General features: G+C 53.2%; 24 protein-coding genes. 8 read left to right on the top strand and 16 right to left on the bottom strand.

Annotated features, from left to right (window positions below; genetic code table 11):
• Window positions 1-60: 60 nt before the first annotated feature.
• From C173_RS10415 to C173_RS10405, 3 genes are all read right to left on the bottom strand, one after another.
• On the bottom strand, window positions 61-732 hold the full coding sequence (locus tag C173_RS10415) for an HAD family hydrolase (protein WP_036724593.1): 672 nt from the start codon (window positions 730-732) through the stop codon (window positions 61-63).
• 156 nt (window positions 733-888) lie between these two features.
• Complete coding sequence (locus tag C173_RS10410; RefSeq protein WP_036724592.1) at window positions 889-1,356, bottom strand: DUF3939 domain-containing protein; 468 nt, start codon at window positions 1,354-1,356, stop codon at window positions 889-891.
• A gap of 119 nt (window positions 1,357-1,475) precedes the next feature.
• Window positions 1,476-2,072, bottom strand: a complete 597-nt coding sequence (locus tag C173_RS10405; RefSeq protein WP_036724591.1) for a DUF2087 domain-containing protein — start codon at window positions 2,070-2,072, stop codon at window positions 1,476-1,478.
• Window positions 2,073-2,271: 199 nt separating this feature from the next.
• On the opposite strand from C173_RS10405, the gene C173_RS10400 reads away from it, so the two are divergent.
• Together C173_RS10400 and C173_RS10395 are read left to right on the top strand one after the other, a co-directional pair.
• Window positions 2,272-3,258, top strand: a complete 987-nt coding sequence (locus tag C173_RS10400) for a YpdA family putative bacillithiol disulfide reductase (protein ID WP_036724590.1) — start codon at window positions 2,272-2,274, stop codon at window positions 3,256-3,258.
• A 21-nt stretch (window positions 3,259-3,279) separates the two neighbouring features.
• On the top strand, window positions 3,280-3,723 hold the full coding sequence (locus tag C173_RS10395; protein WP_036724588.1) for a DUF441 domain-containing protein: 444 nt from the start codon (window positions 3,280-3,282) through the stop codon (window positions 3,721-3,723).
• 105 nt (window positions 3,724-3,828) lie between these two features.
• Here C173_RS10395 and C173_RS10390 read toward each other — a convergent pair whose 3' ends face one another.
• Entirely contained in the window at window positions 3,829-5,577 is a 1,749-nt protein-coding gene (locus C173_RS10390; RefSeq protein WP_036724587.1) for an ABC transporter ATP-binding protein, read from the bottom strand.
• 119 nt (window positions 5,578-5,696) lie between these two features.
• On the opposite strand from C173_RS10390, the gene C173_RS10385 reads away from it, so the two are divergent.
• Entirely contained in the window at window positions 5,697-6,212 is a 516-nt protein-coding gene (locus C173_RS10385) for a hypothetical protein (RefSeq protein ID WP_036724586.1), read from the top strand.
• A gap of 225 nt (window positions 6,213-6,437) precedes the next feature.
• On the opposite strand, the gene C173_RS10380 is transcribed toward C173_RS10385, so the two are convergent.
• The gene (locus C173_RS10380; protein ID WP_036724585.1) at window positions 6,438-6,740 is read right to left on the bottom strand and encodes a HesB/YadR/YfhF family protein; all 303 of its coding nucleotides are present in this window, start codon (window positions 6,738-6,740) and stop codon (window positions 6,438-6,440) included.
• Between the two features lie 525 nt (window positions 6,741-7,265).
• Between C173_RS10380 and C173_RS10375 the strand changes: the two genes are divergently transcribed.
• From C173_RS10375 to C173_RS10365, 3 genes are all read left to right on the top strand, one after another.
• Window positions 7,266-9,014: an ABC transporter ATP-binding protein gene (locus C173_RS10375; protein WP_036724583.1), complete on the top strand. Its 1,749-nt coding sequence runs from the start codon at window positions 7,266-7,268 to the stop codon at window positions 9,012-9,014.
• A gap of 22 nt (window positions 9,015-9,036) precedes the next feature.
• The gene (locus C173_RS10370; protein WP_036724581.1) at window positions 9,037-11,130 is read left to right on the top strand and encodes an ABC transporter ATP-binding protein; all 2,094 of its coding nucleotides are present in this window, start codon (window positions 9,037-9,039) and stop codon (window positions 11,128-11,130) included.
• A 158-nt stretch (window positions 11,131-11,288) separates the two neighbouring features.
• Entirely contained in the window at window positions 11,289-12,623 is a 1,335-nt protein-coding gene (locus tag C173_RS10365) for a DNA glycosylase AlkZ-like family protein (RefSeq protein WP_235191850.1), read from the top strand.
• Between the two features lie 273 nt (window positions 12,624-12,896).
• Here the strand turns inward: C173_RS10365 and C173_RS10360 are convergent, their stop codons facing one another.
• The 5 genes from C173_RS10360 to C173_RS10340 form a co-directional block, all read right to left on the bottom strand.
• Window positions 12,897-13,361 (bottom strand): hypothetical protein, encoded by a 465-nt coding sequence (locus C173_RS10360; RefSeq protein WP_036724577.1) that lies wholly within the window; start codon window positions 13,359-13,361, stop codon window positions 12,897-12,899.
• Between the two features lie 35 nt (window positions 13,362-13,396).
• Window positions 13,397-14,083, bottom strand: coding sequence for a hypothetical protein (locus tag C173_RS10355; RefSeq protein WP_235191849.1), 687 nt, complete (start codon window positions 14,081-14,083; stop codon window positions 13,397-13,399).
• Window positions 14,084-14,103: 20 nt separating this feature from the next.
• Window positions 14,104-15,048, bottom strand: a complete 945-nt coding sequence (locus C173_RS32820) for an ATP-binding cassette domain-containing protein (RefSeq protein ID WP_162174684.1) — start codon at window positions 15,046-15,048, stop codon at window positions 14,104-14,106.
• A 205-nt stretch (window positions 15,049-15,253) separates the two neighbouring features.
• Window positions 15,254-15,601 (bottom strand): four-helix bundle copper-binding protein, encoded by a 348-nt coding sequence (locus tag C173_RS10345; protein WP_036699084.1) that lies wholly within the window; start codon window positions 15,599-15,601, stop codon window positions 15,254-15,256.
• Window positions 15,602-15,696: 95 nt separating this feature from the next.
• Window positions 15,697-16,698, bottom strand: a complete 1,002-nt coding sequence (locus tag C173_RS10340) for a CobW family GTP-binding protein (protein ID WP_036724573.1) — start codon at window positions 16,696-16,698, stop codon at window positions 15,697-15,699.
• A 185-nt stretch (window positions 16,699-16,883) separates the two neighbouring features.
• Here C173_RS10340 and C173_RS10335 point away from each other — a divergent pair, with 185 nt between their 5' ends.
• Complete coding sequence (locus C173_RS10335) at window positions 16,884-17,399, top strand: MogA/MoaB family molybdenum cofactor biosynthesis protein (RefSeq protein ID WP_081751114.1); 516 nt, start codon at window positions 16,884-16,886, stop codon at window positions 17,397-17,399.
• A 109-nt stretch (window positions 17,400-17,508) separates the two neighbouring features.
• Window positions 17,509-17,724: a hypothetical protein gene (locus tag C173_RS33620; protein ID WP_081751113.1), complete on the top strand. Its 216-nt coding sequence runs from the start codon at window positions 17,509-17,511 to the stop codon at window positions 17,722-17,724.
• 106 nt (window positions 17,725-17,830) lie between these two features.
• Here C173_RS33620 and C173_RS10330 read toward each other — a convergent pair whose 3' ends face one another.
• From C173_RS10330 to C173_RS10305, 6 genes are all read right to left on the bottom strand, one after another.
• Window positions 17,831-18,430 (bottom strand): DUF1349 domain-containing protein, encoded by a 600-nt coding sequence (locus C173_RS10330; protein WP_036724571.1) that lies wholly within the window; start codon window positions 18,428-18,430, stop codon window positions 17,831-17,833.
• A complete protein-coding gene (locus tag C173_RS10325; RefSeq protein WP_036724570.1) occupies window positions 18,430-19,638 on the bottom strand; it encodes an MFS transporter in 1,209 nt (402 codons plus the stop codon). Before C173_RS10325 ends, C173_RS10330 begins: the two co-directional genes overlap by 1 nt.
• Before the next feature lie 245 nt (window positions 19,639-19,883).
• Window positions 19,884-22,190, bottom strand: a complete 2,307-nt coding sequence (locus tag C173_RS10320; protein WP_036724568.1) for a thiamine pyrophosphate-dependent enzyme — start codon at window positions 22,188-22,190, stop codon at window positions 19,884-19,886.
• A gap of 26 nt (window positions 22,191-22,216) precedes the next feature.
• Window positions 22,217-23,227: a 2-oxoacid:acceptor oxidoreductase family protein gene (locus C173_RS10315; protein WP_036724606.1), complete on the bottom strand. Its 1,011-nt coding sequence runs from the start codon at window positions 23,225-23,227 to the stop codon at window positions 22,217-22,219.
• A gap of 585 nt (window positions 23,228-23,812) precedes the next feature.
• Window positions 23,813-24,325, bottom strand: a complete 513-nt coding sequence (locus tag C173_RS10310) for a hypothetical protein (protein ID WP_036724565.1) — start codon at window positions 24,323-24,325, stop codon at window positions 23,813-23,815.
• Window positions 24,326-24,560: 235 nt separating this feature from the next.
• Entirely contained in the window at window positions 24,561-24,809 is a 249-nt protein-coding gene (locus C173_RS10305; RefSeq protein ID WP_036724563.1) for a hypothetical protein, read from the bottom strand.
• Between the last annotated feature and the right edge of the window lie 69 nt (window positions 24,810-24,878).

Genomic DNA, 24,878 nt, shown 5'->3' with positions numbered 1-24,878 from the left:
ATAATATGCTGTAATAATATACGGCCCGGATACCGTTTGTCAACAGTGGACCTAACTTGCTTAAATAATACCCCGGAGCTCCTCCAGCTCCTGAATGACAGCGAGAGGCTTCACGGTCAGTGATTCATCCCAAGGGTGGTTGCGCTTCAGCCAGATCGTATCCATCCCGCTCTGCGCCGCCCCCCAGATATCATTCACCGGATGATCGCCGATGAATACAGTCTGTTCTGCCGTGGAACCCAGACGTTCCAGGGCTAACCGGTAGATCTCTGGATCAGGCTTGCTGATCCCGGCTTCACCCGAAATGACGATCGTGCGGAAGTAGCCGCGGAGTCCGAGCAGATCGATTTTGCCATATTGAATATCTGTGCCGCCGTTCGTGACCAGTCCCAGCGGATATCCCCGGTCCCGGCAATACTCCAGTGTCTCCAGCGCATGCTTCATCATCGCCCCGTGACGGATATAGGTCTCGTCATAATAGGCCCGTATGTCCGCAGTGGTCAATGCCTTCTCCCAAGGAAGAACCTCGCTAAGCTCCGCGAAGAACCCATCCTTATCCCGGTATCCGTCAGCATCCCTGATAATCATATCCTCTACAACCTCCGCGGCCTGCTCTTCGCTAAGATGTCCCAGGAAATCCTGAACAAACTTCGTACTGAAGCTGCGGAAGGTCTGATCACGGTCCATCAGGGTGTTATCCAGATCAAACAGCAACGCTTGTACCTCTCTCATGTATACGCTCCCCTTCTGTCTTCCATTTCTGCAGTCAAAACACCAGATGCTTATTGTACTACGCTCCGGGGAGCAAAATAAAGACCATTCCGCCCGGAAGGATAACCTCTCCTTCGTCAGAATGGCCTGTATAGGGGAATCAGGTACGCAGAGCTTTCAGGATTCAAGATGTTCAAAATGCTCTGCCCGGTGCGTGAGCATCATTTCCTCGTCGGTAATGTAGAGCGGGAACGGCGGTGTCTCCTTCAGATAACGCTCGGTGGACAACAGCCGGTAATGAACCTCAGGGAGCCAGGCGTCTTCGAGCAGCGGCAGCTTGCCGGTGTCACTGATATAATTGTCTACCGCCGATTGAACCATGTCGAGGTAGTACGGCACCAGCTTGTCAGATTCTTCAAAAATCTCAAAGGTCTCGCTGGACATATAGAATTTCTGCTGCGGGACTCCGCCTAAATATCGTTTGAGCCGGTTCAGGTCAATACTCTTATCTTCCTGGATCAGAGCGGTACGGTTAATGGGAGCGGGCATATCTTCTTCAAATTGCCTTACAGCCTGCTTGATCTGCGGCAAGGTAACGGTCGGATGAACGGGTTGCAAGTTTTTTTTGGCACGTTTGAATATCATACTGAAGGTCTCCTTTCGAAGTTATGTCAGATAACGCTTACAATTCCATTTTATTCGTTATTTGAACATTTAATCAGCAGTTTCGCACTTGTCATAAAAAATCCCCATTTATTAGATCATTATTTGACATTTTCCCAGTGAGTCCACAGCTCCGGCGGGTTAAGCTCGTACTTATCATTCTCCCGGTACATGAACTGGTGCATAATGAACTCGCGGCGGATTGTGGCATAATCATCGTGGAACGGCTTAATGAACTCGTTGATCTCTTTCTCCGAATAGACCACACCCGGCTCGAGCTTCTCCACCATATATTGCAGCGCGATTAATTTCTTCTTGTATTGTGCGGGAATCTGGCGCAGCCGTCCGTCTTTGGCAAAAAAATTACGGAGCACCGACTCCTTCAGACTGTGTTCAGGCGACTCTTCCTCCATTTCCTCCACCCCCTTTGCAAAAATAAATTTCAGCGAGGCCTCAGAGCCTGACTGGATAAACTCGGGATTCAGCTTGAAATATACAGTGTTCTTGTCTCTGCGCTCCTGAATGAGAGCAGCTTCACGCAGCTTGGCTGCATGATGGGTCACTGTAGGCTGTGACAGATTCAGCTTCTCGGCTAAGGCGTGACCGTGAACCTCGCCCCGGGACAGGAGCAGAAGAATGCGCAGCCGGGTGGGATCGGATAAAGCTTTGTGATAGGCGACAATTTTGTCTAACTGCAAGCGGGATCACGCTCCTACGGATATTCGTCAGGCAGTCTGGGGGAACTGCCATTTCATACTTTAGATATATATCTAATTATATACCCATCTTGACATCTGATCAATCCCCAATTTGCGGAATTCGCCGGCCATGGCAAAAAACAAAAATATAAGGTACCATTTACTGAATAGAATACTACCTTAGGAGGACATAGATATTATGCTAGACGTTATTATTATCGGCGCCGGTCCCTGCGGACTGTCTGCAGCCATCGAATGCCAGCGTCAAGGGCTCTCCAGCCTGATTGTGGAAAAGAACTTCATTGTCCATTCCATCTACCTGTATCCGACCAACATGCAGTTCTTCAGCACCACCCCGCTGCTTGAGATTGGAGATGTGCCCTTCACCTCTCCGAATGACAAGCCCTACCGCCATGAGGCGCTGGTCTACTACCGCCGTGCGGCCGCGCAGCATCAGCTTGAGATTGCCGCTTATGAAGAAGCGCTGTCCGTTCTGCCGCAGGAGGATGGCAGCTTCGTTGTACATACGGTCAACAAGCGCGGCGAGGAGCAGCAGCGCAGCGCAGCGAACGTAGTCATCTCTACCGGTTACTTCGACCAGCCTAACCTGATCGGGATTCCCGGGGAGGAGCTGCCGAAGGTCACGCATTATTTTGGCGAGGCACATCCTTATTCCGGCATGAAGGTGGCTGTAATCGGGGGCAGTAATTCAGCAGTGGACGCTGCGCTGGAGCTGCTGCGGGTAGGCGCCAAGGTGGATATGGTCTACCGGGGAAGCAGTATCTCGGACAATATCAAGCCCTGGGTACGTCCGATCTTCGAGAGTATGGTGCAAAAGGGTAGCATAACGCTGCATCTGGAATCGCGCGTCACGGAGATCACCCCGGCCTCGGTCTTGGTAACCTCCTCTGTGAACGGGGAACCTACCGAACTGGATAATGACTTCGTGCTGGCGATGACCGGCTTCCGTCCCAGCAGAGCCCTGCTCACCTCTGCCGGGGTGCAGATGGATGACTCTATGGATAAACCAGCCTTTAACCCCGCTACCATGGAGAGTAATATACCGGGCATCTATGTCGCCGGGGTTATCGCTTCCGGACGGAATGCCAACGAGGTATTCATCGAGAGCGGGCGGGGGCACGGCAAGCTGATTGCCGATCATATTGTGAGTACAAGGCTTACTTAAGAGAAGGAGTGTATCCAAGCTATGGATATAACCTCGTTATTGCTGCTGGGTCTGGCAGCGCTCGGTGTCATCAGCAGCAACTCACCGATTACCATTGCCATGGTCGTTCTGCTGCTGATCCGTGTGCTGGGACTTCAGCAGGCTTTTCCCTGGCTGGAGAAATATGGGCTGACCGTCGGCATTATTATCCTGACCATCGGGGTCATGACGCCGCTGGCCAGCGGGAAGATCTCCCTCCAGACCGTCGGACAGTCGTTCCTGCACTGGAAATCCCTGGCCGCCATCGGAGTTGGCGTCCTGGTCGCTTATCTGGGCGGACGCGGAGCCATGCTCATGGGCAGCCAGCCGACCATCGTCGCCGGGCTTCTCATAGGAACCGTCCTTGGAGTGGCTCTGTTCAAAGGCGTTCCCGTGGGACCGCTGATTGCCGCCGGCATCCTGTCGCTGTTGATTGGCCGGATGTAAGCCGGTATCCACCGCAAGACCAAGGCAAGACGAAACAGGCTGCAAGCCCACCTATGCGGGTGGACTTGCAGCCTCTTTTATTGGACTAAGAATAGTATATCCGCGTTATGCATCCAGCCGCTGAACGTTGAACAGCCGGGCGTAGCTCCCCGCAAGTCCCATTAACTCTTCATGGGTGCCGCGTTCGGTGATCTCCCCGTTCTCCAGCACGATAATCTGGTCGGCATGGGTAATCGTGGACAGCCTGTGGGCCACAATCAGCGTCGTCCGCTCAGATGCCAGGGACTGCAGCGCCTGCTGGATGAGATGCTCAGACTCCAGATCCAGCGCGGAGGTCGCTTCGTCCAGAATCAGCACCTTGGGGTCCTTCAGGAATACCCGTGCAATCGCCACGCGCTGCTTCTGTCCGCCGGACAGCTTCACACCCCGTTCCCCCACTTCGGTATCATAACCTTCCGGCAGCTGCATGATGAAGTCGTGGGCATTCGCAGACACCGCCGCCTTCATCACCTCCTCTTCCCCCGCTTCCGGGTTCCCGAACCGGATATTGTCGCGTACCGAGCCGCTGAACAGGAAATTATCCTGCAGCACCATGCCCACCGTCTGCCGCAGACTCTCCTGGGTCAGCCCGCGGATATCGTGGCCGTCCATGCGCAGGCTGCCTTCGCTGATATCGTAAAAGCGCGGGATCAGGCTGATCAGCGAGGATTTGCCGCCCCCGCTCATTCCGACAAAAGCCACCGTCTGGCCCGGAGCAATGCTCAGGTTAATGTCCCGCAGCACCCACTCGTGCTCGTCGCTATACTTGAACCACACGTTGCTGAATTCGATCTTCCCGGCTGCCTTCAGCAGCGGCTTCGCGCCCGGAGCATCGACAATATCATACGGCTCATTCAGCAGCTCCAGCACACGTTCAAGAGATGCCGAAGCCTGGGTCAGCACGGTCGAGGAGTTGATCAGGCGGCGCAGCGGCGCATACATCCGGTCCAGATAGCCGAAGAAGGCCACGAAGGTCCCGAGCGTCAGATTGCCCTGGATGACCTGGTATCCCCCGTATCCGATGACAAGCAGCGGAGCAATATCGGTCAGGGTGTTGATAATCGCGAAGGTGAAGGCATTCCAACGCGTCTGCGCGAGCGCTTTTTGCAGGAACTTGCCGTTGATCTCCTCGAATTGCCGCTGGTCCACCCGCTCCATCGTGAAGCTGCGGATGACCGCAATCCCCTGAATCCGTTCATGCAGATAGCCCTGAATGACGGCAAGTGCCTGCGACCGGTCTTTGGTCAGCACCTTGAGACGCTTGTACAGCGTATTGACAGCAATCCCATATAGCGGCAGAATGGCAATCGCCACCAGCGTCAGCACCGGATTCAGATAGAGCATGAAGCCCAGCGCGAAGAGCAGGGTGAACATATCCAGCCAGACATTCATCATTCCGACCTCAACCAGGTTCTTCGACTGCTCCACATCGTTAATGAACCGGGAGATGGCCTCGCCCACCTTCGTATTCTGGTAATAACGCAGCGACAGCCGCTGCAGATGCCCGTAGAGCTTATTGCGCATATCGAAGAGGACCTTGCTTGTAATCAGCTGGGCGAAATACTGGCGGTAATACTCCACCGGCCCGCGGACAATCACGAACAGAATCAGGCCCCCGCCGATTACCGTCATCAGCTTCGAGACCCGCTCCGCTATCGTCAATGTCGGATTACCCAGCAGCTCATCAACTACATATTTGAGAATCATCGGCAGCGTCAGCGGAATGCTGAATTTGACCATCCCGATGATCAGAGTGAGCACAATCCATTTCATATACGGCCGAACAAAGGTATAATAAGATTTCCAAGGTTTCACAGCGTGTCAAGTCCTTTCCAATTCATTCTTCATCAGGGTGCAGTTGACATTTGCGCGCTGCAGTGTTTTATTATTTTTAAACAGTTACGGTTGCAGTACCGAAATTCAGGAGGATAATGATGCCCAGACAATTTGTGACGGAAGCCGTCATGATGGCGATTTACGGCCAGCTTCTCATCCCGCGGAGCCCTGTAGAATATATAGTCCCTTATACCACAATTATGGAGCTTTACGAGCTGCGGGACAGCGATGAGCCGGTGATGAGCCAGGCGGATGATGACAAGCATGTCAGACTCAGAATCCGCGAGCTGATCAACTATTTCGAGGAGCCGCTCAATGCCAAGAAGATCAACCGCTGCCTGAATATCCCCTGGGCCAAAAGCTCCGGCATCCTCCTCGGCGGACACGCGCAGATTACCATCATCAACAGCATCGACAATGCCTCCTACGGCGAAGCGTTCGATCCGATTGAGACAGAGCTGCTGCTGGCGTCCCAGCGTGAGAAGGTGCCGATTCTGACCGACCAGTTCGAGCTGATTCAGCGCATCATCGAAGGCGGAGTTCCCGTCCAGGTATATGACATTGATGATTTCGAGTTCGCCATGGAGGAAGAGACCTTCCGCAGCTCGCACTGATCGCGTCACCTGAGCGGCGAGCAGCTTCGTTGGCCTGGTGTGTACAACTGGACACGGCCTGACCGTCCTTTTATAGGACGGTACCGTTTCAGCGAGAAATAGTAGGATAAGTTATGGTGTGTAACCTATAAATTCTTATATTTTGGAACAAGCCCTTGCCTGACGGCAAGGGCTTGTTCCGCATCCCCGGCAGTGCCGGGATCTGCCATTCGCTCCAGCTCTCCCTTATGCCACCGGCACAGGCTCATACTTATATTCGATGTCATCCTCTGCTTCAGAATAGACAATCGACAAATTGTACCCCTCCATATACCACAGATCCTGCTCCTCCATATAGAAGGTCAAGCCGCCTTCCCCGAACTGCACAGCAGGACGTCCAGGCTGCTCGGTAGCAATGCCCAGCGAGAAGCCGGGATGCAGGCCTCCGCCTGAGCTGTACCGGGGGAACAACCGGATATATGCGCCCTCCTGGAGGCTCAGTTCTCTTTTGAACCAGGCGGCTGCTTCCGGACTAATTAATATGTTCATCTCTCCACTCCTCCCCTCTACCCCAATCATACCCAAAAAACTTCAATTCACCAAATCGAAGCGGTATTACGGCAAGGTGCCGTCTCCACCACAAAATTTAAATTTGACAATTCTTAAAGTGTGATGATAAACTCGAAACATAACGAAACGTCTTCAAGTAATTACCAAAATGAAGAAAGGGTGATCTCGGTGTTGAATATGGATATGGATATGGTATACCTCGCCACTATTGTAGAAAACTATACCCAACTGAATACCGAAGCAGCCCGAGCAGTGGAGAATTCCTGAGGTTCATGCGTATTACGCGTAACGTATGAGAACAGGCTTAACTTATCTCTCACATGTCTCTGTGCTGCTTATAGCACCGTGGACATGATAACCGCAATTAGAGGCGTATCATCCGTTTTCGGATGGTACGCTTTTTCGTGTGCTATGAGGTTATGATCCGCTGCGAAATGTCCGTAAATGTTCCGTTAAACAAGCTAACTTCGAAATTACTTCAAGCACGAAAGGAAGGGATTCACCTTGTTCTCCGTACTCCGAAATCTCGGCTGGTTCTTCCGTCGGGAAAAAAGGCGCTATACTATTGGTCTCATCCTTCTTATTGTGGTAGGTGTGTTAGAACTCCTGCCTCCACGCCTGCTGGGCAACGCCATTGACGAAATCGTCACCGGCGCCATCACTGCAGGTTCACTAATGAAATACATTGGCCTGATCGTACTTATGCTGCTGATCATTTACTGGATCACCTACATATGGATGCACAAGCTGTTCGGGGGATCTAATCTGGTGGAGCGCCTGCTGCGCTCGCGGTTCATGAATCATCTCATGACGATGACCCCCGCCTTCTTCGAGCGTAACCGCACCGGCGATCTGATGGCCCGCGCCACCAACGATATCCGCGCCGTCTCCGCAACCGTAGGCTTCGGGATGCTCACTCTTGTCGACTCCACCGTATATCTCACGGTCGTCCTGTTCGCCATGGGGTTCCTGGTCAGCTGGAAGCTGACACTGGCCGCCGTCATCCCGCTTCCGATGATTGCGGTAGCCATGGTGTTCTACGGCAAAGCGATCCACGACCGCTACAGTCTGGCGCAGGATGCCTTTGGCGACATGAATGACCAGGTACTGGAATCCGTATCGGGCATCCGTGTCATCCGCGCTTATGTGCAGGAGCGGCACGATGAGAAGCGCTTCTCTGACATTACAGATGATGTGTACCGCAAAAATATGGCGGTCGCCCGGGTCGATGCCTTCTTCGAGCCGACAATCCGCTTGTTCGTGGGTCTCAGCTATATCATCGCCCTTACCTACGGAATCTATCTCGTATTCCGCAATCAGATTACGCTGGGCGATCTGGTGTCGTTCAACATGTACCTCGGGATGATCGTGTGGCCGATGTTCGCCATCGGTGAGCTGATTAATATCATGCAGCGCGGCGGCGCTTCACTGGAGCGGATCGACGAGACGCTGAATGCGAAGCCTGATGTCGAGGATGTGCCTCATCCGGTTCCCGTAGCCCAGCCGACCACCATCGAGCTGAAAGATGTAACCTTCCGGTATCCGACCTCTACCATCGATAATCTCAGCGGAGTCAGCTTATCCCTCTCCCAAGGCCAGACGCTTGGCGTGGTCGGACGGACCGGCAGCGGCAAATCGACGCTGCTGAAGCAGCTGCTGCATGAATACCCGGCGGGCACAGGCGAGATTCTGATCTCCGGTGTGCCGATCACCCAGATCGCCCTCGACCAGCTTCACAGCTGGATGGGCTATGTGCCGCAGGAGCAGATTCTCTTCTCCAAATCGGTGCGCGAGAATATCCAGTTCGGATACTCCGGGGCTAGCGATGAGCGGATCATGCAGGCGATTACCGCCGCCGCCTTCCAGAATGACCTTGGTACCTTATCTGACGGGCTGGATACAATGGTTGGCGAACGCGGCGTCTCCCTCTCCGGGGGACAGAAGCAGCGTGTTTCCATATCACGCGCCTTCATCTCGAATCCCGATATTTTGATTCTGGATGATGCCCTGTCTGCCGTTGACGCGCGGACAGAAGCGAAGATCATCGAGAACATCCGCGAGGAGCGCAGCGGCAAAACCACGCTCATCTCCACCCACCGCCTCTCGGCGATTGAGCATGCCGATCTGATCGTTGTCCTCGAAGACGGGCATATTACAGAACAAGGTACACACCAGGAGCTGCTGGAACTGAACGGCTGGTACCGTGAGCAGTTCGACCGCCAGCAGGTCGAGAATAATCTGACGAATGAATAACCCCATACAGGAGGTGTCACCGTTGACACAGAGTACAGGCAAACGTCTGCTGCAATATGCACTGACCGCCAAAAAGACCTTCATCGCCGCCCTTCTGCTCCTGACCATCGGAGTAGCGGCTGAGCTGGCAGGGCCTTTTATCGCCAAGAGCATGATTGACAATCATCTGCTTGCGATTGAGAAGCCCTACTTCCAGACAGCCTTGCCGGAGGATGCTGCGGTATATAACAACACTTATTACAAACGCGGTGACCGTTTTGCCGCAGGTGAAGCCAAGGGCCAGGAGGTCCGCCTGCTTCAGGCGGGCAGAAGCTTCTACTTCATCAATGAAGCGGTACCGAAGGCCGAAGGCGAGCGCAGCTTCGCAGACGGGAAGCTCCAGATCAAATACGGCGAGCAGACGACGGCCTATCCGGCTGTCAAGCTGTCGGCGGGTGATCTGTTTTCCTTTTACAAGCCGGAGCTTCCTGGAATCTATCAGTTGGTTGCTCTATACGCCATGTTCCTTGTGATCTCTATTATTGCTGAGTTCGGCAAAACCTACTGGCTGCAATCGTCTGCCAATCAGGTCATCCGCAAGCTGCGGACCGATGTCTATGCCCATATCCAGCGCCTGCCGGTCTATTTCTTTGATAATCTGCCTGCCGGCAAGGTCGTCTCCCGGGTAACCAACGATACTGAAGCGGTCAAGGATCTGTTCATTGCCGTGTTATCCAACTTCGCTACAGGAATCATTAATATCACCGGTGTCTATGTAGCGCTCTTCCTGCTCGATGTGAAGCTGGGACTGGTCAGCTTGTTCATCGTGCCGATTATTATTCTCTGGATCGTGCTGTACCGCAAAATCGCTACCAAATACAACACGATCATCCGCTCGCGGCTCAGTGAGATTAATGCCATTATCAACGAATCGATTCAGGGGATGTCGATCATCCGGATTTTTCGCCGCCAGAAGCAGAGTAGCGCTGAATTCGAGCAGCTCAATGACGACTATCTGAAATATCAGAACAAAATGCTCAACCTGAACGCATTCACTTCCCACAACCTGGTGAACTCGCTGCGCAGCCTCTCCTTCGTGCTGGTGCTGTGGTACTTCGGCTTCGGTAGCCTGGACGGGTCGACCTTCGTATCGCTTGGCGTCCTGTATGCCTTCGTCGATGTACTGGGCCGGATGTTCCAGCCGATTACGGGGATGGTCAACCAGCTGGCGAATCTGGACAGCTCGATGGTCTCTGCAGGCCGCGTGTTCACGCTGATGGATGAGCCCGGAGAGCCCGTCACTGACGGATCGATGCCGCGTTACAAGGGAAATGTCGTGTTCAAGGATGTCTCCTTTGCTTATAAAAAGGACTTCGTCCTGCGCGATATCTCCTTCGAGGCGCGCCCGGGCGAGACCGTCGCCCTTGTGGGCCATACCGGCTCCGGCAAAAGCTCCATCATTAACCTGCTGTTCCGCTTCTATGATCCGCAGCAGGGAAGCATAACGATCGACGGGCAAAAGGTCAAGGATCTGCCGAAGCAATGGCTGCGCAGTCATATGGGCATCGTGCTTCAGGACCCGTACCTCTTCACCGGAACCATTGCCTCCAATGTCAGTCTGGGTGACGAGCGGATCTCTAGAGAGCGTGTCGAACGCGCCTTGCGTGAGGTAGGGGCCGATAAACTGCTGGCTCACCTGCCGCAAGGCTTCGATGAACCGGTCATTGAGAAGGGCAGCACCCTGTCCGCCGGACAGCGGCAGCTGATCTCCTTCGCTAGAGCCTTATCCTTCGATCCGGCGATCCTGATTCTGGATGAAGCAACGTCCAACATCGATACCGAGACTGAGAGCATTATCCAGCAGGCGCTGGAGGTGCTGAAAAAAGGCCGGACCACCTTCATCATCGCCCACCGGCTGTCAACCATCCGTAGTGCGGACCAGATTCTGGTGCTGCACCGGGGCCAGATTGTTGAACGCGGCAACCATGATGAGCTGATGGCGCAGGGCGGCAGGTACTTCCGCATGTATCAGCTTCAACTGGGTGCAGGAGCCGGGAACGGCTCAGGCGAGGCAGCTCCTCTATCCGGGGACCATGCTTCTTCCGCTGTACTCCGGCCATCGCTGGAGCAGATCTAATTCAGTTGCTTGAGGACAGCAACTTAGCCTAATGACGGGCAACCGCATATACCTATCATACATTACAATAAGAACACCCCCTGACGCAGGAAGGCATCAGGGGGTGTCTTTCACTTGATATCAGAACGTTTGTTCTGTATAATGGAGCAATACATATTATGGATGGGGTGAAGATGATGATAACCTACAGTCTTAGCAAGCGGCAGGCCCGGCTGTTCCTGCTGCGCCATCAGCGGCTTGTCCCGGACGGATTGCCCGGCGGTAAGCAGAGCATCTATGACTTCGTCCGGCATGTAGGCTGTATTCAGTATGATCCGCTCAGCATAGCCGGACATAACCACGAGCTGGTGCTTCAGGCGAGAATCCCAGGCTTCGTGCCCGAGATGGCCAATGAGCTGCTATATAAGGACAGACTGCTGATTGACGGTTGGGATAAGAACATGTCGATCTACTGCACGGAAGACTGGCCGTATTTCCAGCGACGCAGGGAATCTGCTGCCAGGCATCAGCATAACGAGGCCATGGCGGCCATGATTACCCATGTCCGTGCGGAGCTGGATGCACGAGGGCCACTCTCGTCACTGGACCTGGAGAGTACGGAGAAGATCGACTGGTCCTGGGCTCCAGCAAGACTCTCCCGGGCTGCCATGGAGAGCATGTACTTTTGGGGCGAGCTATCCATCCATCACCGGGTGCACACCCGCCGTTATTACGATTATACGGCCAAGCTGCTGCCTCCTGAACTGCTAAGCGCAAGCGATCCTAACGAGACGCTGGAGCAGCATCACGATTGGTATGTGCTGCGCCGGATCGGCAGCATCGGCCTGCAATGGAACCGGTCCGGGGACGGCTGGCTTGGCATCGCAGGCCTGAAGAGCAAAGAGCGGACAGCGTCCGTGCAGCGGCTGCTGCAGAAGGACCTGCTCCGCGAGGTACAGGTGGACGGCCTGAAGCTACCGCTATACATCCGCACAGCAGACGTCCCTGAGCTTGAAGCCGTATTGCTTGAAGATGATACTACAGGTGCAGATGAGTCCGCAGTAGGGCCGCAGGCTGGTAATGAGGGTGAGGCCGGTCATGCCGGAGGAGCGGCCTCCTTCGCAGCGGCACTGGCTCCGCTGGACAATCTGTTATGGGACAGAGAGCTGATCCTCCAGTTGTTCGACTTTCAATACCGCTGGGAGGTCTACAAGCCTGTGCTTGAACGGGAATACGGATACTATGTCCTCCCCCTCCTCTACGGCGACCGCTTCATCGGCCGGCTGGAGCCGGTGATGAACAAGAAGACAGGTGTTCTAACCATCGTCCGCTGGTGGTGGGAGGCCGGAGAGACGCTTGAACGCTCCATGCTCCCAGCGCTGACCAGGGCCTTCTCCTCGCTGCAACGCTCGACCGGAGCCTCTGCGATCCGCTTCGCGCCGGACATCGTCCACTCCTGCGGACTGCATGAGCTGGAGGAGGCGCTGTCTGCCACTTCTCTAAAGACTAATTAATCCAATCCAATCATCTGAATCATCCTGCGGGCAGAGAATGTAAGAACTTTAGGGGGCCACACAGCTTGTGTCGGTGGACCCCCTCCCCACAATACTCATCCGCCTACTTCGGAGCAACCGGCGTATTCGGGGGCATTAGTGTATTCGGTTTTTCGCCTACATCCGGCCCAATATTACGCTCAGCTCGTATAACCAAAGAAAACTCCCTCTGGCGCAGTCTTGCTGCGTTAGGGGGAGTCTTCTCGTAAGGTTAGCTATATTTCATTGGATGCCTTATTGAATATGCTCTTCTTCAAGGCCCAGCTTGCTGTACATCTCTGTACAATAGCCCTGCAGCTTAATCTCCAGCCGGCTCGCCTTGTTCTTAAAGCGTTTCAGTTCACGGATCATATGGGCCCGGCCGGCTGGGGTGAAGGTCTCTTGAATCCGTTCCTTGAAGTAATCATGGACAATATGATTGCGTTCCTTCCATACAGCCTGCAATTGACTCGTCTCTTCCTCAGAGAAGGGGAAGTGATGCTGGATTTCTTTGATGAGTTGGCCGAGTGAATTGCTAAGCTTGCGTTGATACAATTCTGCGATTTCGGCGTCAGTTGGCGTCTTGCCCTGCGACAGCTTCGTCAGCAGCAGCAGATTCGTTAATTGCTGCTCCAGCGCCTGGCAATAGTAGACAGCCAGCCCGAAATAAGCAAATAGCTCTTTGGATTGTTCACTCTCCGGTATTTGTGTATCCTTCATCGTTCCTCCCGTTCTTGATCTGATCATATTTGAGTTTATATTGTTTTGTTATAGTCCATTCGGCCGGAACGGTAAATGTAGAATCCGGCAAGCAATATTATGTACGCCAACGCGTGGGCATAGGCTCCTAGCACGGAGGACACTGGCAGAGTCTCTGCATTCATCATGCTGTCCATGACCGGATAGACCGGCGGCAGGAGAATGGATACAACGGGCCCTGGCACCACTTCAGCCACTTTACCGGCGCTAATAGATAGAATGAGGAGGATCAGCATCATTCCGGCCGCATATCCAGCCCGTGGTACCCACGAGGATTGCAGGTACAAGGAGAGTGTAATCCCTAATAACCCCATTAGAGCATGTCCGGCCAAACCAAGCAAGATCCGCTGAAGTCCGGCAGGTTCATGGAAGCTTCCGGTTAAGACGGGATACATAACAATGATTACATCCAGCAGCAGCGTAAGCAGGACCATTGTAAGCAGCCCCCCCATACTGTAGCGTCGGGCACTGCGGAGCTGAACGATAACCACCTGCCTCTGCACCGCCTGCTCATGGTTAAGGAAGCTTAAGCCGAGCCACGCACAGGCTATGAATAGAAAGACTGCCGTAGCCGAGTAGCTGCTCATGACCGGATTAGGCTTATAGGAATAGAGAATTAATACCGCAATAATTACACCGGCAACCGGTCCGAAGAACCGCTGGGAGACTGTATAACTGTGCAAAAAATAACCGATTAGCCCTTTCACCCGCGTCCACTCCCGCTCTGATCCTTGGGATCCATCCACTCGGCCAGGTCACTTAATCCCCCGAGAGGCTTCACTGAAACTATGGAACCGCCCGCAGCAAGAATCTGCAGCAGGCAGGTATCTGACATTTTCTGTTCTACAGTCAACCCTGTACACGCTGTACCGGCGAAGTCCGGCTCCGGCAGCACATGGATGACTCCAGGCAAGGCTTCCAGAGCCCGCTGGGCTTGTCCCGTCAGTGTCGTATAGACGATATTCACTGCTGAAGCACTCTTCAGCTTCTCTGCTCCATGAATCGTCCGGATAGTCTGTCCTTCATGTAATACATATACGGTATCCGCGACAGCTTCGATGATCTGCGGTTCATGAACGGACAATACGAGTGCCGTCCCCTCCGCCTTCAGCTCCAGCAGTATTTCGATAAGCGTCTCTTGTGCCGGCAGATCCAGTCCCGACAGGGGCTCGTCAAGCAACAGCAGCTGCGGCCGGATGAGCAGGCTCTGGATCAGGTTGACCTTCTGCAGCATTCCCTTGGAGAAGCCTGCCAGCTTGTGAGTGCGGTAGGCTTCTAGACTGAACAGCTGCAACAGTTCGTTGATCCGGGACGCCGAAGCCGCTTCGGAGAGTCCGGCAATCCGGCCCATACAGCGCAGATAGTCCTCGGCGGTGAGCTTCAAGCCGGGAAATGCCTCGGGTGCATAACCTGTAGTTATCGCCCGACGGTCGCAGGTAAGATCACCGGAGGACAGCTTCAGCAGCCCCGCGAGGATGGATAACAGCGTACTCTTGCCGGACCCGTTACGGCCGATCAGAGCCGTGGCCGTGCCGGGAAGAACTGTCATCGATATTCCGGTAAGTACCGGGCGGCTTCCATAGCGCTTGCTTCCTTCGGTAATTGTAATTAGAGATGTTGCATTCGTGGCTTCCAGGCCTCCTTCCATTCGTGCATGCCTATGGGCCGCATCGAACGGCAGCCTGATTATTCTCTTATGTAACATTCGCCGGAATGGCTTTATTCTCCTTTTTATTTTCCCAGATCCATGAAATTCACATTGAAAAAACCAGAACTGTGCAGAAAAAAATCCGCACCCGCCCTGGTTCCTGTTAAGTATTCGATGCTATATAAGTTAGTCCTAAAGGGTGATATCAGGCGTAGACTTCAACAGCTTCACTGACCCTTCTGCAGGCCATGGCTGCATTGCGGCAGGTATCGATGCAATCCTGGCAATGGTTATGCTTATGACGGCTGCTTGTGTCCGCGCAGCGGTCACAGATGTCAGCACATAATTTGAGGATTTCGGCCACGAACGGGCTTCTCCGGGTCATCGCCTGAATAGCGAAGGAGCAGATGTCTGCGCATTCACGGTCCAGCTGGATGCTCTCCCGCAGATCGGCCAGATCATATTCCTTGAGGCTTGAGACATAGCTATAGTTACAGGCATCCATACATTTAATCAAAGCATTAATGCATTCCTGATATTGAATTCGGGTCATAGCCTTACAACCTCCTGCAATTAGTATAGGGTATGCCTATGTATTAACCTGCAAGAATAAGAACGAACCATTCATAAGGAACTGCAGATGGTTAACTATAGGCTTCGTTTGACCGCTGCGGGTCTGGTCAGCAGACGTCTCTCCAGGCGCAGAAGCTCCCTGCGCAGCTCACCGGAGGAGAAATGCTCACCGATGAATACCGCAACATCCGGCACCTCGCCCTGGGGCGTAATTCTCATGAAATCCGCTTCTCTGTAGGCGTACTGAAACAGAAACCGGCTGGAGGTATCGGTAAAAGTTACGATCCCCTTGGCCCGGTACACATCGCGCGGCAGCTCCTTCACAAACCGTTCGAATTCCTCGCTGTTCACGGGATTCTGGAAATAATGCGTGTAAGCCATCACATGATCATGCGAAGCATGCATCACCCCTTCAGCTCCGCCCTCCGTATGCTCCCCGCCCTCAGGCCGGTCTTCCATATGAACGGCTCCCACACTGCCCAGCAGCGCTTCTGGCTCCAGTTCACAGCGTACCGCCGGCAGAATCTCCGCATACGCATTCCACTTACGCAGCACCTCCGAGATCTCTGCAATCTCTGCGGCTTGAATGCGGTCTGTCTTGTTCAGGATCAGGACGGATGCACAGCGGATCTGCTCCTGCATCAGACGGTAGGTAGCCCCTTGCTGGGAGCGATACAGCTCCAGCAGATGGGCGGCATCGACAACGGTAATCAGCCCCTTCAGCTCCACCTGCTGATATAGCGAAGTCTCCGTTACTGCATCCACAATCTCCAGCGGGTTGGCTGCGCCTGTAGCCTCGATGATAACTACATCCGGCGATTCTTTTTTGACCAGCGTGGTCAGCTCCGTACTTAAGTCCCCCCTGCTGGTGCAGCAGATACAGCCGCCCAGCATCTCTGCCATCGGCACAGACTGCTCCACCAGCAAGCCGTCCAGATTCACCTCACCCAGCTCGTTCATAATCACGGCCGGCCGGAGGCCCTGATGATTCCAATGATCCAAAAGACGCTGTAGTAATGTGGTCTTGCCGCTGCCGAGAAATCCCGACAAGATATATACTGGTAATGACTGTTCCAAGTTTGCTCTCTCCCTGCCTCAATCGGTTATGGTAGCGAGTGTACTACAATGACCGCCTCTGTGCAAGGCGGCCCTGCCTGGTGAGGCATACATCAGCTTCCCCCGGGGAGCTTGTTATTGCCGCTTCCATCCCCTATCATGGGAAATATAAGCTGCACAGCAGATACAAAAAGGAGTTGGTTCGTATATCATCCTTCGAAGAACACCGGAGCGAAGCCCCGGATTCAGTCGCTTGCTACATCATAACGGTCTCGGATACCCGCACCATCGATACGGACACCGGAGGTCCGCTGATCCAGAGTCTGTTGGAAGCCGCCGGTTATACCGTGACCGGCCGCACCATCGTCAAGGATGATTATGAAGATATCCGGGAGCTGGTCTACAAAAGCTCCGTTCATTCGGGTATCGAAGCTGTGCTTCTGACCGGAGGGACCGGCATTTCCCCCCGTGACACCACCTATGAGGCCGTAGCCTCTCTGCTGGACAAGTCGCTGCCGGGCTTCGGGGAGATTTTCCGGCTGCTGAGCTTCACGGAAGATATCGGCTCTGCCGCCATGCTTAGCCGGGCCATTGCCGGGACGATCGGCAGTACCGCTGTCTTCTCCATGCCCGGCTCCACCGGTGCGATCAAGCTGGCCATGGAACGGCTGATCCTGCCCGAGCTGCGCCATGTCATGCGCGAGATCTACAAGCGTTCGTGAGACGCAGCATGGCCGGACACCTATTTTGCCGGAATCTAGACGAATGAACAAGCAGGCTCCTGCATAACGCGTATACTGGCATAAGTCCACTGCGAAGGAGCTGAGTGTAATGAGAAATTGTCCGAAATGTCCTGCTGAAACGGTTACAGATCCCACACAGGTTGTATATGAAGATTACTATCATCCCCAGGTGGTCCAGGTGGTCCACCATGTCGAGGTCGTCAGACGCCACCACTGTGTTCCGGTCCCTCACCATATCTACACTTATTCCGTCCGGGATGAAATGTGCGGGCCTACCGCAATGGTGCGCAGCAGAAAAAGATAGTCTTGTCTGCCTCTCCGGTCTATAAGATAGTATATTGTAAAAGGCAAAACCGCCGTCTGCGCGTGAAAGATACGCGCAGCGGCGGTTTTGCTTTTGCCGGAAGAGTCTATACAATTGGCGGGTCTGTATGAACGTCTGCATCGGGTGCTGTAGCCGCCCAGCGTGTGAAGGTGACCTGAAACCCGGCCCGCGTTGGAGCACACAGGAAGGGTCCCGCCTGGCTGCCAGTCTCATAAGGGAACCGGGCAACGCGGATAGTCCGCCAGGGATGATTCTCTGTTCGCGCTCTGAGGATTACCGCATCCTTCATCCTTGAAGCCCGCAGGGTAATTACTTCGCCCTTCCACTCGGGCACAGGGGACAATGACCAGTCAGAGTAACCGTCCGTCACGACTGCACCTATATGGGGAACCCCGTCATTCACCTCAATACCGGCTTTGATCCATTGCTCACCGCTGTGCCATAGCATAATACCTGCCTGGTCGTACAGCTCCGTGAACCCGTCCAGCGCAAAGCTGATCTCTACCGCTTCTGCCTTATCCCAAGGGGCAAGCAGCACATGACCATTGTCATGCTGGAAGCCGTACATCGTCTTTTCCCAGTAATCGCTGCCCTTCGCTGCATGGGCCACCAGTTGACCGTCCGCGGTCCTGCTGGACACCGGTTCATTGCTCCATACTCCATCCTGCCACTCTATGAATCTCATTACAGCCTCACCTCTCCTTGTCGTTTGCTCATCATCCGGTTAATGATTTCAGAGCTTACTATCATCACTATGATATACCCAATCATTGCCGGCGGGAGAATCATGAAGGTGCTCCGTGCCGCCGCCCAACCCAACAGTGGAGGCAGAAACGCACCGCCGGTGTAAGCCAAGGCCATCTGATACCCCATAATCTTCTGCGAATGCTCCGCTCCGAACCGGGCGGGCGTCTCATGCAGCATGCAGGGGAAGATCGGTGCTGAGCCCAGGCCAATCAGAATAAAGGCGACCAGTGAATACACATCCGGCAGCGGCAAGGCCAGCAGCAGCGAGCCCGCGAGTGAGATCGCCAGCCCGCCGCGAATCAGCGTACGGTTGCTGAACCGGAAGGTAATGAAGCCGGTAATCAGCCGCCCGGCCGTGATTCCGCCATAATAGAGTGAGACCCATCCGGCAGCCGTTGCCGGGGATACCTCCTTGACGTTCACCAGATAACTGCTGCCCCATAGCCCCACCGTAGCTTCCACTCCGCAATAGAACAGGAAGGTGAGCATCGCCAGCTTCACGCCCGGGATGCGGAGCACCTTACCCTCAGCGGGAACGGCCGGAGGCCGGGAATCTAACTTCTCAGACCTCTCTACAGGCTGCTGGCCGCCCCGTTTGCTTACCTTTGTCCACAGCGGCAGACTGAAGAACAGTACCACGACTAACGCGAACTGAATCATGCTGACCGCGAAAAATCCTGTTCTCCAGGACTCGCCATTAGCAATATAACGCGACATCAGAATCGGCCCCAGCATAGCCCCTATCCCCCAGAAACAGTGCAGCCAGCTCATATGATGCGCTTTGTAATGAGTCGCCACATAATTATTCAACCCTGTGTCGATCGAACCGGCTCCCAGACCCAGCGGCAAGGCCAGGAGAGCCACCCACACGACGGAAGAGGAATAAGAGAAGCCTAGCAGGGCCAGAGCGGTTACCGCCACGCTGATAAAAGTAACCATCCCCGTCCCGAGCCGCTTCAGCACCACACTGCTGGCCAAGCTTGAGATAATCGTCCCGGCGACTACTATCATCGACAGCAGTCCGGCCAGCTCAACCGGCGCCCCGAAATCCAGCCGGATAATCGGCCAGGCTGACCCAAGCATCGAATCCGGCAGTCCCAGGCTGATGAACGCCAGATAAATAATGATTAAGAATACCGTTGCCATGTTACTCCCGCCTAACCTTTCATTGTAGGTGAACTATCCCATCGATAGAGTTGCCAGCTTCTTGGAAGCGACTTTTTTCATTTGCGTTTCCCCTCGTTACTATATCATGTTACATAATTATTTTATAATATTCTTCCGGGCTAGTTATAGCTGCAAAATAGCCCGGCAGAGTGACTCTGCCGGGCGGGTACTAACTTTAGCTATTGCTTGCTTATGAATGCTAAGACTCCAATAGACCTTACACCTTACAAGTCTGGATGCTCATGCTTCGCCTTGAGGCGGCTCCAGCGGCGTTGTACTTCACCCTCGAAGCTGCGCAGGGCCGGTTCATTCTCCGGCTTCAGCAGATGGCGGGTCTTGCCCATCGTCTTAAGCCAGGCGGATACTTCTATCCGTTTGTCCTTGTCTTCCGGGTTATAGGTGATACTCGTAATTCCCTGCTCTACTTCATAGAGCGGGAAGAAGCAGGATTCGACAGCCAGGGACACGATATCTGTGCCGTCCTTGTCGTCGCTCATCCAGTTCAGCGGACAGGCAATGAGAATCTTGCCGTAGACCAGACCTTCATTTTGCGCATACCACTGGGCCTTCGCCGCCTTCTTCAGCATATCCTGCGGATAAGCTTCACAGCCGGTAAAGACATAGGGAATATTGGTAGCCGCCATAATCTGCGCTGTATCCTTGTGCTGAGTCACCTTGCCCTGCTGGGTTTTGCCGATGCTTGAGGTGGAAGTCCGGTGTCCGAGCGGTGTCGAATAGGACTGCTGCGCCCCTGTATTCATATATCCTTCGTTATCATATTCCACAATGATCATCTTGTGGCCGCGCAGCGCTGCACCGATTGCAGGTCCCATCCCGATGTCCATCCCGCCGTCGCCGGTAACCATAACGAACGTGAAGTCTTCCTTCAGCCCCAGCCCGTCAAGCTCACCGCGGCGTTTGCGTTCCCAGAACATCTCAACCACACCGGACAGCGTAGCTGCGCCGTTCTGGAAGAGATTGTGGATGAACGTCGATTTATGGGAGGAATACGGATATCCGGTAGTCGTTACCATCGCGCAGCCGGTGTGGTAGAGCGCTACGATATCGCCTTCGATCCCTTTGAAGAACAGCTCCAGCCCGGAGAAAATTCCGCAGCCCGGGCATGCGCCGTGCCCTGGAGATAGACGTCTCGGCTTCTTCATCAGCGAACGGACCGGCGGAACTCTGACACTCAGCTTGCCGGTTTCTTCGTTCCGGGTTACCGTGATCAGGCCGGTCTTCAGCTTATCGAAGTCCATCGGCTTCAAGAGGCGCTTCGGCGCATTCTCCGGCGCTCCCGGATTATGGCCATAGTAATCGAACGGAATCTCTACACGGTCCGCAACAACAGCATCCATAGCCAACTGGAAGAAGTGATGCCCGTCTTCGGCATAGAAGTCTTTACCGCCCAGACCGTAGATCCGGCTAATCACCTTAGTCGTTGTATTGCCGTAAGTGAACAGTGCAGCCTTAATCTCGTTCACCATGTTACCGCCGTGTCCGCCAACCGAATCGGCACGGTCACCTACAGTAATGGCTTTGACATGCTTCAGTGCTTCAGCAATCTGCTTCTGCGGGAACGGACGGATCATGTTCGGGGAGATTGCCCCTGCCTTGATTCCCTGCTCACGGAGCTGATCCACTACGTCCTTAATGATCTCCGAAGCCGAGTTCATCAGGAAGACAGCAACATCGGCATCCTCCATCCGGTACTGCTCGATCATCTCATAATGGCGTCCGGTCAGCTCTGCGAATTCCTGGGCGATTTCTTCAAAGACTTCACCCGCATTGTACATCGCAACGGATTGCTGATAGCGGTTGTTGATGTAATCCGGTTCATTCATGTAAGGTCCCACAGTGACCGGATTGTTACGGTCCAGCGTATCGGTGAAGCCGGCAGGCGGTTGTTCGCCAACGAACTTGTGAACATCCTCACGGTGGGCAAAAGCCTGTACCCGGCGCTTCTGGTGCGAGGTGAAGTAACCGTCAGAGGCTACCATCACCGGCAGCCGGACTTTGGCGTGTTCCGCCAGCTTCAGCGCCATCAGGTTCATATCATAGACCGACTGCGGATCACGGCACATCAGGATCGGCCAGCCGGTGTTCAGGGCGAAATACAGATCGGAATGGTCTCCGTGAATATTCAGCGGTCCTGAGATCGAACGGCAGACCAGATTCATGACCATCGGCATCCGCGTACCTGCTTGTACAGGTAATTGCTCCAGCATGAACATGTACCCTTGAGCGCTGGTTGCGTTGAACACACGGCCGCCTGCCGTCGAAGCACCGTAGCAGATCCCGGCGGAGCTGTGCTCGCCGTCGGACGGTACCAGCATAATATCGTGTTGGCCGCTGGCTTTCATCGTATCGAGGAACTGAGCCACCTCAGTCGATGGGGAGATCGGGAAATAACCCATGACATGATAGTTAATCTGATGTGCGGCATAGGCCGCCATTTCATTGCCGGACTCGTATAGGAATTTCTGCTCCACCTTGGCGGAGCCTAGTTCTTTTTCATAATCAATAGCCACAATGTATTCCACCTTTCTTCCGGGTTTTAGACTGGAGTTACCAGATCGAACTGATGCTTCACGGCATGGCTGTCCGCATAGCCTTCCTTCTCCCTCATGCTGGATAATGCCGAGGTCGGGCAGGCACCGATGCATTTCAGGCAGCCTTTACAGTACTGGTAGTCAATACCGAGCAGGAACATCTGCGAACGGCCCTTGCGGTCCAGGCGCTCTTCCCACACGAAGCATTGGTCAGGACATACCGTGTCACACTGTGCGCAGTTGATACAGGACTCGATCTCAAATGCCGGAAGCATACCGGAACGGGAGATGCTGAGATTCTTCAGGAAGCTGCTGCCCGGGTTGGTGATCGTACCACCCATCGGCTGAGTCTCGTAACCGAGAGCCGAGATATCGGAACGGACATATTCCGGCATGCTGTCGCCGGCAGCCAGCTCGAACTGCATGAATTTCACTTCATTGTAGCCGCGCTCGAAGGTCGTGATGGCCGACTGGACGGCCTGCGGATATTTTTTGCCGAGCGACTTCTCAATGACACCCTTCATGATATCCGTATCCAGGAACGGGCAGAGCCGGAACAGCGCCCCGAGCATGGCCATGTTAACACGGTTCTTCTCCTTGAGTGCGATGCTGGTAGCATCGATTACCGCAATTGTGCCGGCCTTCATCTTCAGCAGCTCTCTGAGTTCTTCCGGCGTCTTGGCCGAGTTCACAAGAACGGTGCTGTGTTCATGAATTCCGCTGGTTACATTCACGGTCTTGGCAAGTGCTTCGTGAAATACGCCGACAACATGCGGACGCTCGACTGGTGAAGTATCGCGGATATGGGTATCCATATCACAGAAGCGGATGTGAGCCTTAACCGCAGACCCCTTCTTCTCCGAACCGTACGATGAGAAGCTGACGCCGTTCAGCCCTGCGCCGACCACTCCTGCTTCCGCCAGCATTTTACCTGCCAGGTTCGCGCCCAGGCCTCCAATGGATTCCAGACGAATCTCAAAGAATCCCAGTTCATTTACTATTGGCAATTGTACCACCGACATAACCCCTTTCTTAGTACATCCTTTTGACTTTTTAGAGCGATTGTAACTTGATTTTGCAAGTCGCGAAGTGACATATCTTGCATTTTCCACGCTCAGGAAATCACAGTTCTTTATAGATTTATGCAGGTTTCTTTATATGCGACAGTGCGGTGTTATTTCAATAGAAGGAAAGCTTCCATGAAAACGACAAAATGTGAAAATTCTGTGTAATTCCGCACTTTCCCAAGCAAACTGTGGATGAGATGTCATCCTTAATTTAGCAATAAAATTAAAAATTAAGATGTTAAAAATATCACAGAAATTTTGGGCGATGCACAGTACCGGCAGCATCGTCAATGATCTTCATCCCTTTTAGGGCTGTATTTACTGTAGGGCAAAGTAAATAAAGTAGATTCATTAAAACAGTGGGCAGATTTTAGTCCGCAAGTTATGCAGACATAACTTTATTCGATAGAGTTGATTTATGTACATTTGAACAACGGTCCGTCCTTGGAGCGTCCACCCAAGTCCTCGCTTCGAGCCCACTTAAAAACAGAGGGCTATCCCATTGGGACAGCCCTACTAAATATTCAGCTCATATTAGAGTACTTCGTATGCAGAAAAATTCAAATGGTAAGCAGGTGGTGAACTAAAGTTCGGAGCATCTACAACGATATATACTGTTGCTCCTGGTGGCACAAAAATGTTACCAAAGGTTTGTGATTCTGTTGTACCCGCCTTTTCTGTATAAAACAATTGGGTTTCACCAAAACCATTATTATAATTAATTTTATAACCAGCTCTTGTCGGTCCGTTCCCAGTAAAACCTCCTACAGTCGCATATACTCTTTTATAAGTAGAAGTAGTATTAGTCCATTTAAACCAATCTTTTTCTGTGGAATTTTGAATAAAGAGATCGTAAATAACCCCGCCTAATACTCCACCTTCTCCATTTAATAATAAACTTATTGCAGTGGACTGGGTATCTCCAATTCCAACTACCATTGGCCGGACTTCAGATAACTGACTATTTTCTTCGGCAAATGCGGAAGCCGATGGTATCAATACGACAGCAGAGATAAGAAGAACAGACAGGAACTTTTTAATTTTCACAATTCTTCCGCCTTTCCAACCATTGTTAATCGGCCGATTACATCTTAAATAATACATCTGACCCTATATTTTTAATATAGTCCATAAGATGTCATATGATAGATATTTACTGAAGGTTAATTTGTTATTATTTGTTATATTATTGAATTAAATATCACATTATGTCATATTCCTCTAATCATGCATATTCAATGTAGGGACAAAGTCTGACAGATGTAGACATAATATAAACGTCTCAAGGAAACAAGCCATTTATAACCAGTACTGCTAGAGTGATAATCTTCTCCATAATGCCAGAACAAAATGCCTGCGGCATCCCCATTGTAGTCGCTTTTTCGACCATATCCGGGCCACACACCTCTGCCGCACCGAATGTAGTCGGTTTTTCGACCATATCCGGCCCATACACCTCCGCCGCTCCGAATGTAGTCGGTTTTTCGACCATATCCGGCCCACACACCTCTGCCGCACCGAATGTCTCCACAGCCCCCTAAAGAAGTTGGAGTCCTCCCCCACAAAAATGTAGACTAGATATAGGAGGAGGATGAACGGT

The organism is Paenibacillus sp. FSL R7-277, from assembly GCF_000517965.1.
Taxonomy (GTDB): domain Bacteria; phylum Bacillota; class Bacilli; order Paenibacillales; family Paenibacillaceae; genus Paenibacillus_AQ; species Paenibacillus_AQ silagei.
This window is presented reverse-complemented; position numbering and strand designations above follow the sequence as displayed.

Excerpts from the sequence above, each read along its gene's own strand:
- C173_RS10325 (WP_036724570.1), bottom strand. The coding sequence starts at position 19,638 with ATGGCAACGGTATTCTTAATCATTATTTATCTGGCGTTCATCAGCCTG.
- C173_RS10365 (WP_235191850.1), top strand. The coding sequence starts at position 11,289 with ATGGATGGGGTGAAGATGATGATAACCTACAGTCTTAGCAAGCGGCAG.
- C173_RS10410 (WP_036724592.1), bottom strand. The coding sequence starts at position 1,356 with ATGATATTCAAACGTGCCAAAAAAAACTTGCAACCCGTTCATCCGACC.
- C173_RS10415 (WP_036724593.1), bottom strand. The coding sequence starts at position 732 with ATGAGAGAGGTACAAGCGTTGCTGTTTGATCTGGATAACACCCTGATG.
- C173_RS10395 (WP_036724588.1), top strand. The coding sequence starts at position 3,280 with ATGGATATAACCTCGTTATTGCTGCTGGGTCTGGCAGCGCTCGGTGTC.
- C173_RS33620 (WP_081751113.1), top strand. The coding sequence starts at position 17,509 with ATGAGAAATTGTCCGAAATGTCCTGCTGAAACGGTTACAGATCCCACA.
- C173_RS10385 (WP_036724586.1), top strand. The coding sequence starts at position 5,697 with ATGCCCAGACAATTTGTGACGGAAGCCGTCATGATGGCGATTTACGGC.
- C173_RS10345 (WP_036699084.1), bottom strand. The coding sequence starts at position 15,601 with ATGACCCGAATTCAATATCAGGAATGCATTAATGCTTTGATTAAATGT.
- C173_RS10400 (WP_036724590.1), top strand. The coding sequence starts at position 2,272 with ATGCTAGACGTTATTATTATCGGCGCCGGTCCCTGCGGACTGTCTGCA.
- C173_RS10360 (WP_036724577.1), bottom strand. The coding sequence starts at position 13,361 with ATGAAGGATACACAAATACCGGAGAGTGAACAATCCAAAGAGCTATTT.
- C173_RS32820 (WP_162174684.1), bottom strand. The coding sequence starts at position 15,048 with ATGGAAGGAGGCCTGGAAGCCACGAATGCAACATCTCTAATTACAATT.
- C173_RS10330 (WP_036724571.1), bottom strand. The coding sequence starts at position 18,430 with ATGAGATTCATAGAGTGGCAGGATGGAGTATGGAGCAATGAACCGGTG.
- C173_RS10380 (WP_036724585.1), bottom strand. The coding sequence starts at position 6,740 with ATGAACATATTAATTAGTCCGGAAGCAGCCGCCTGGTTCAAAAGAGAA.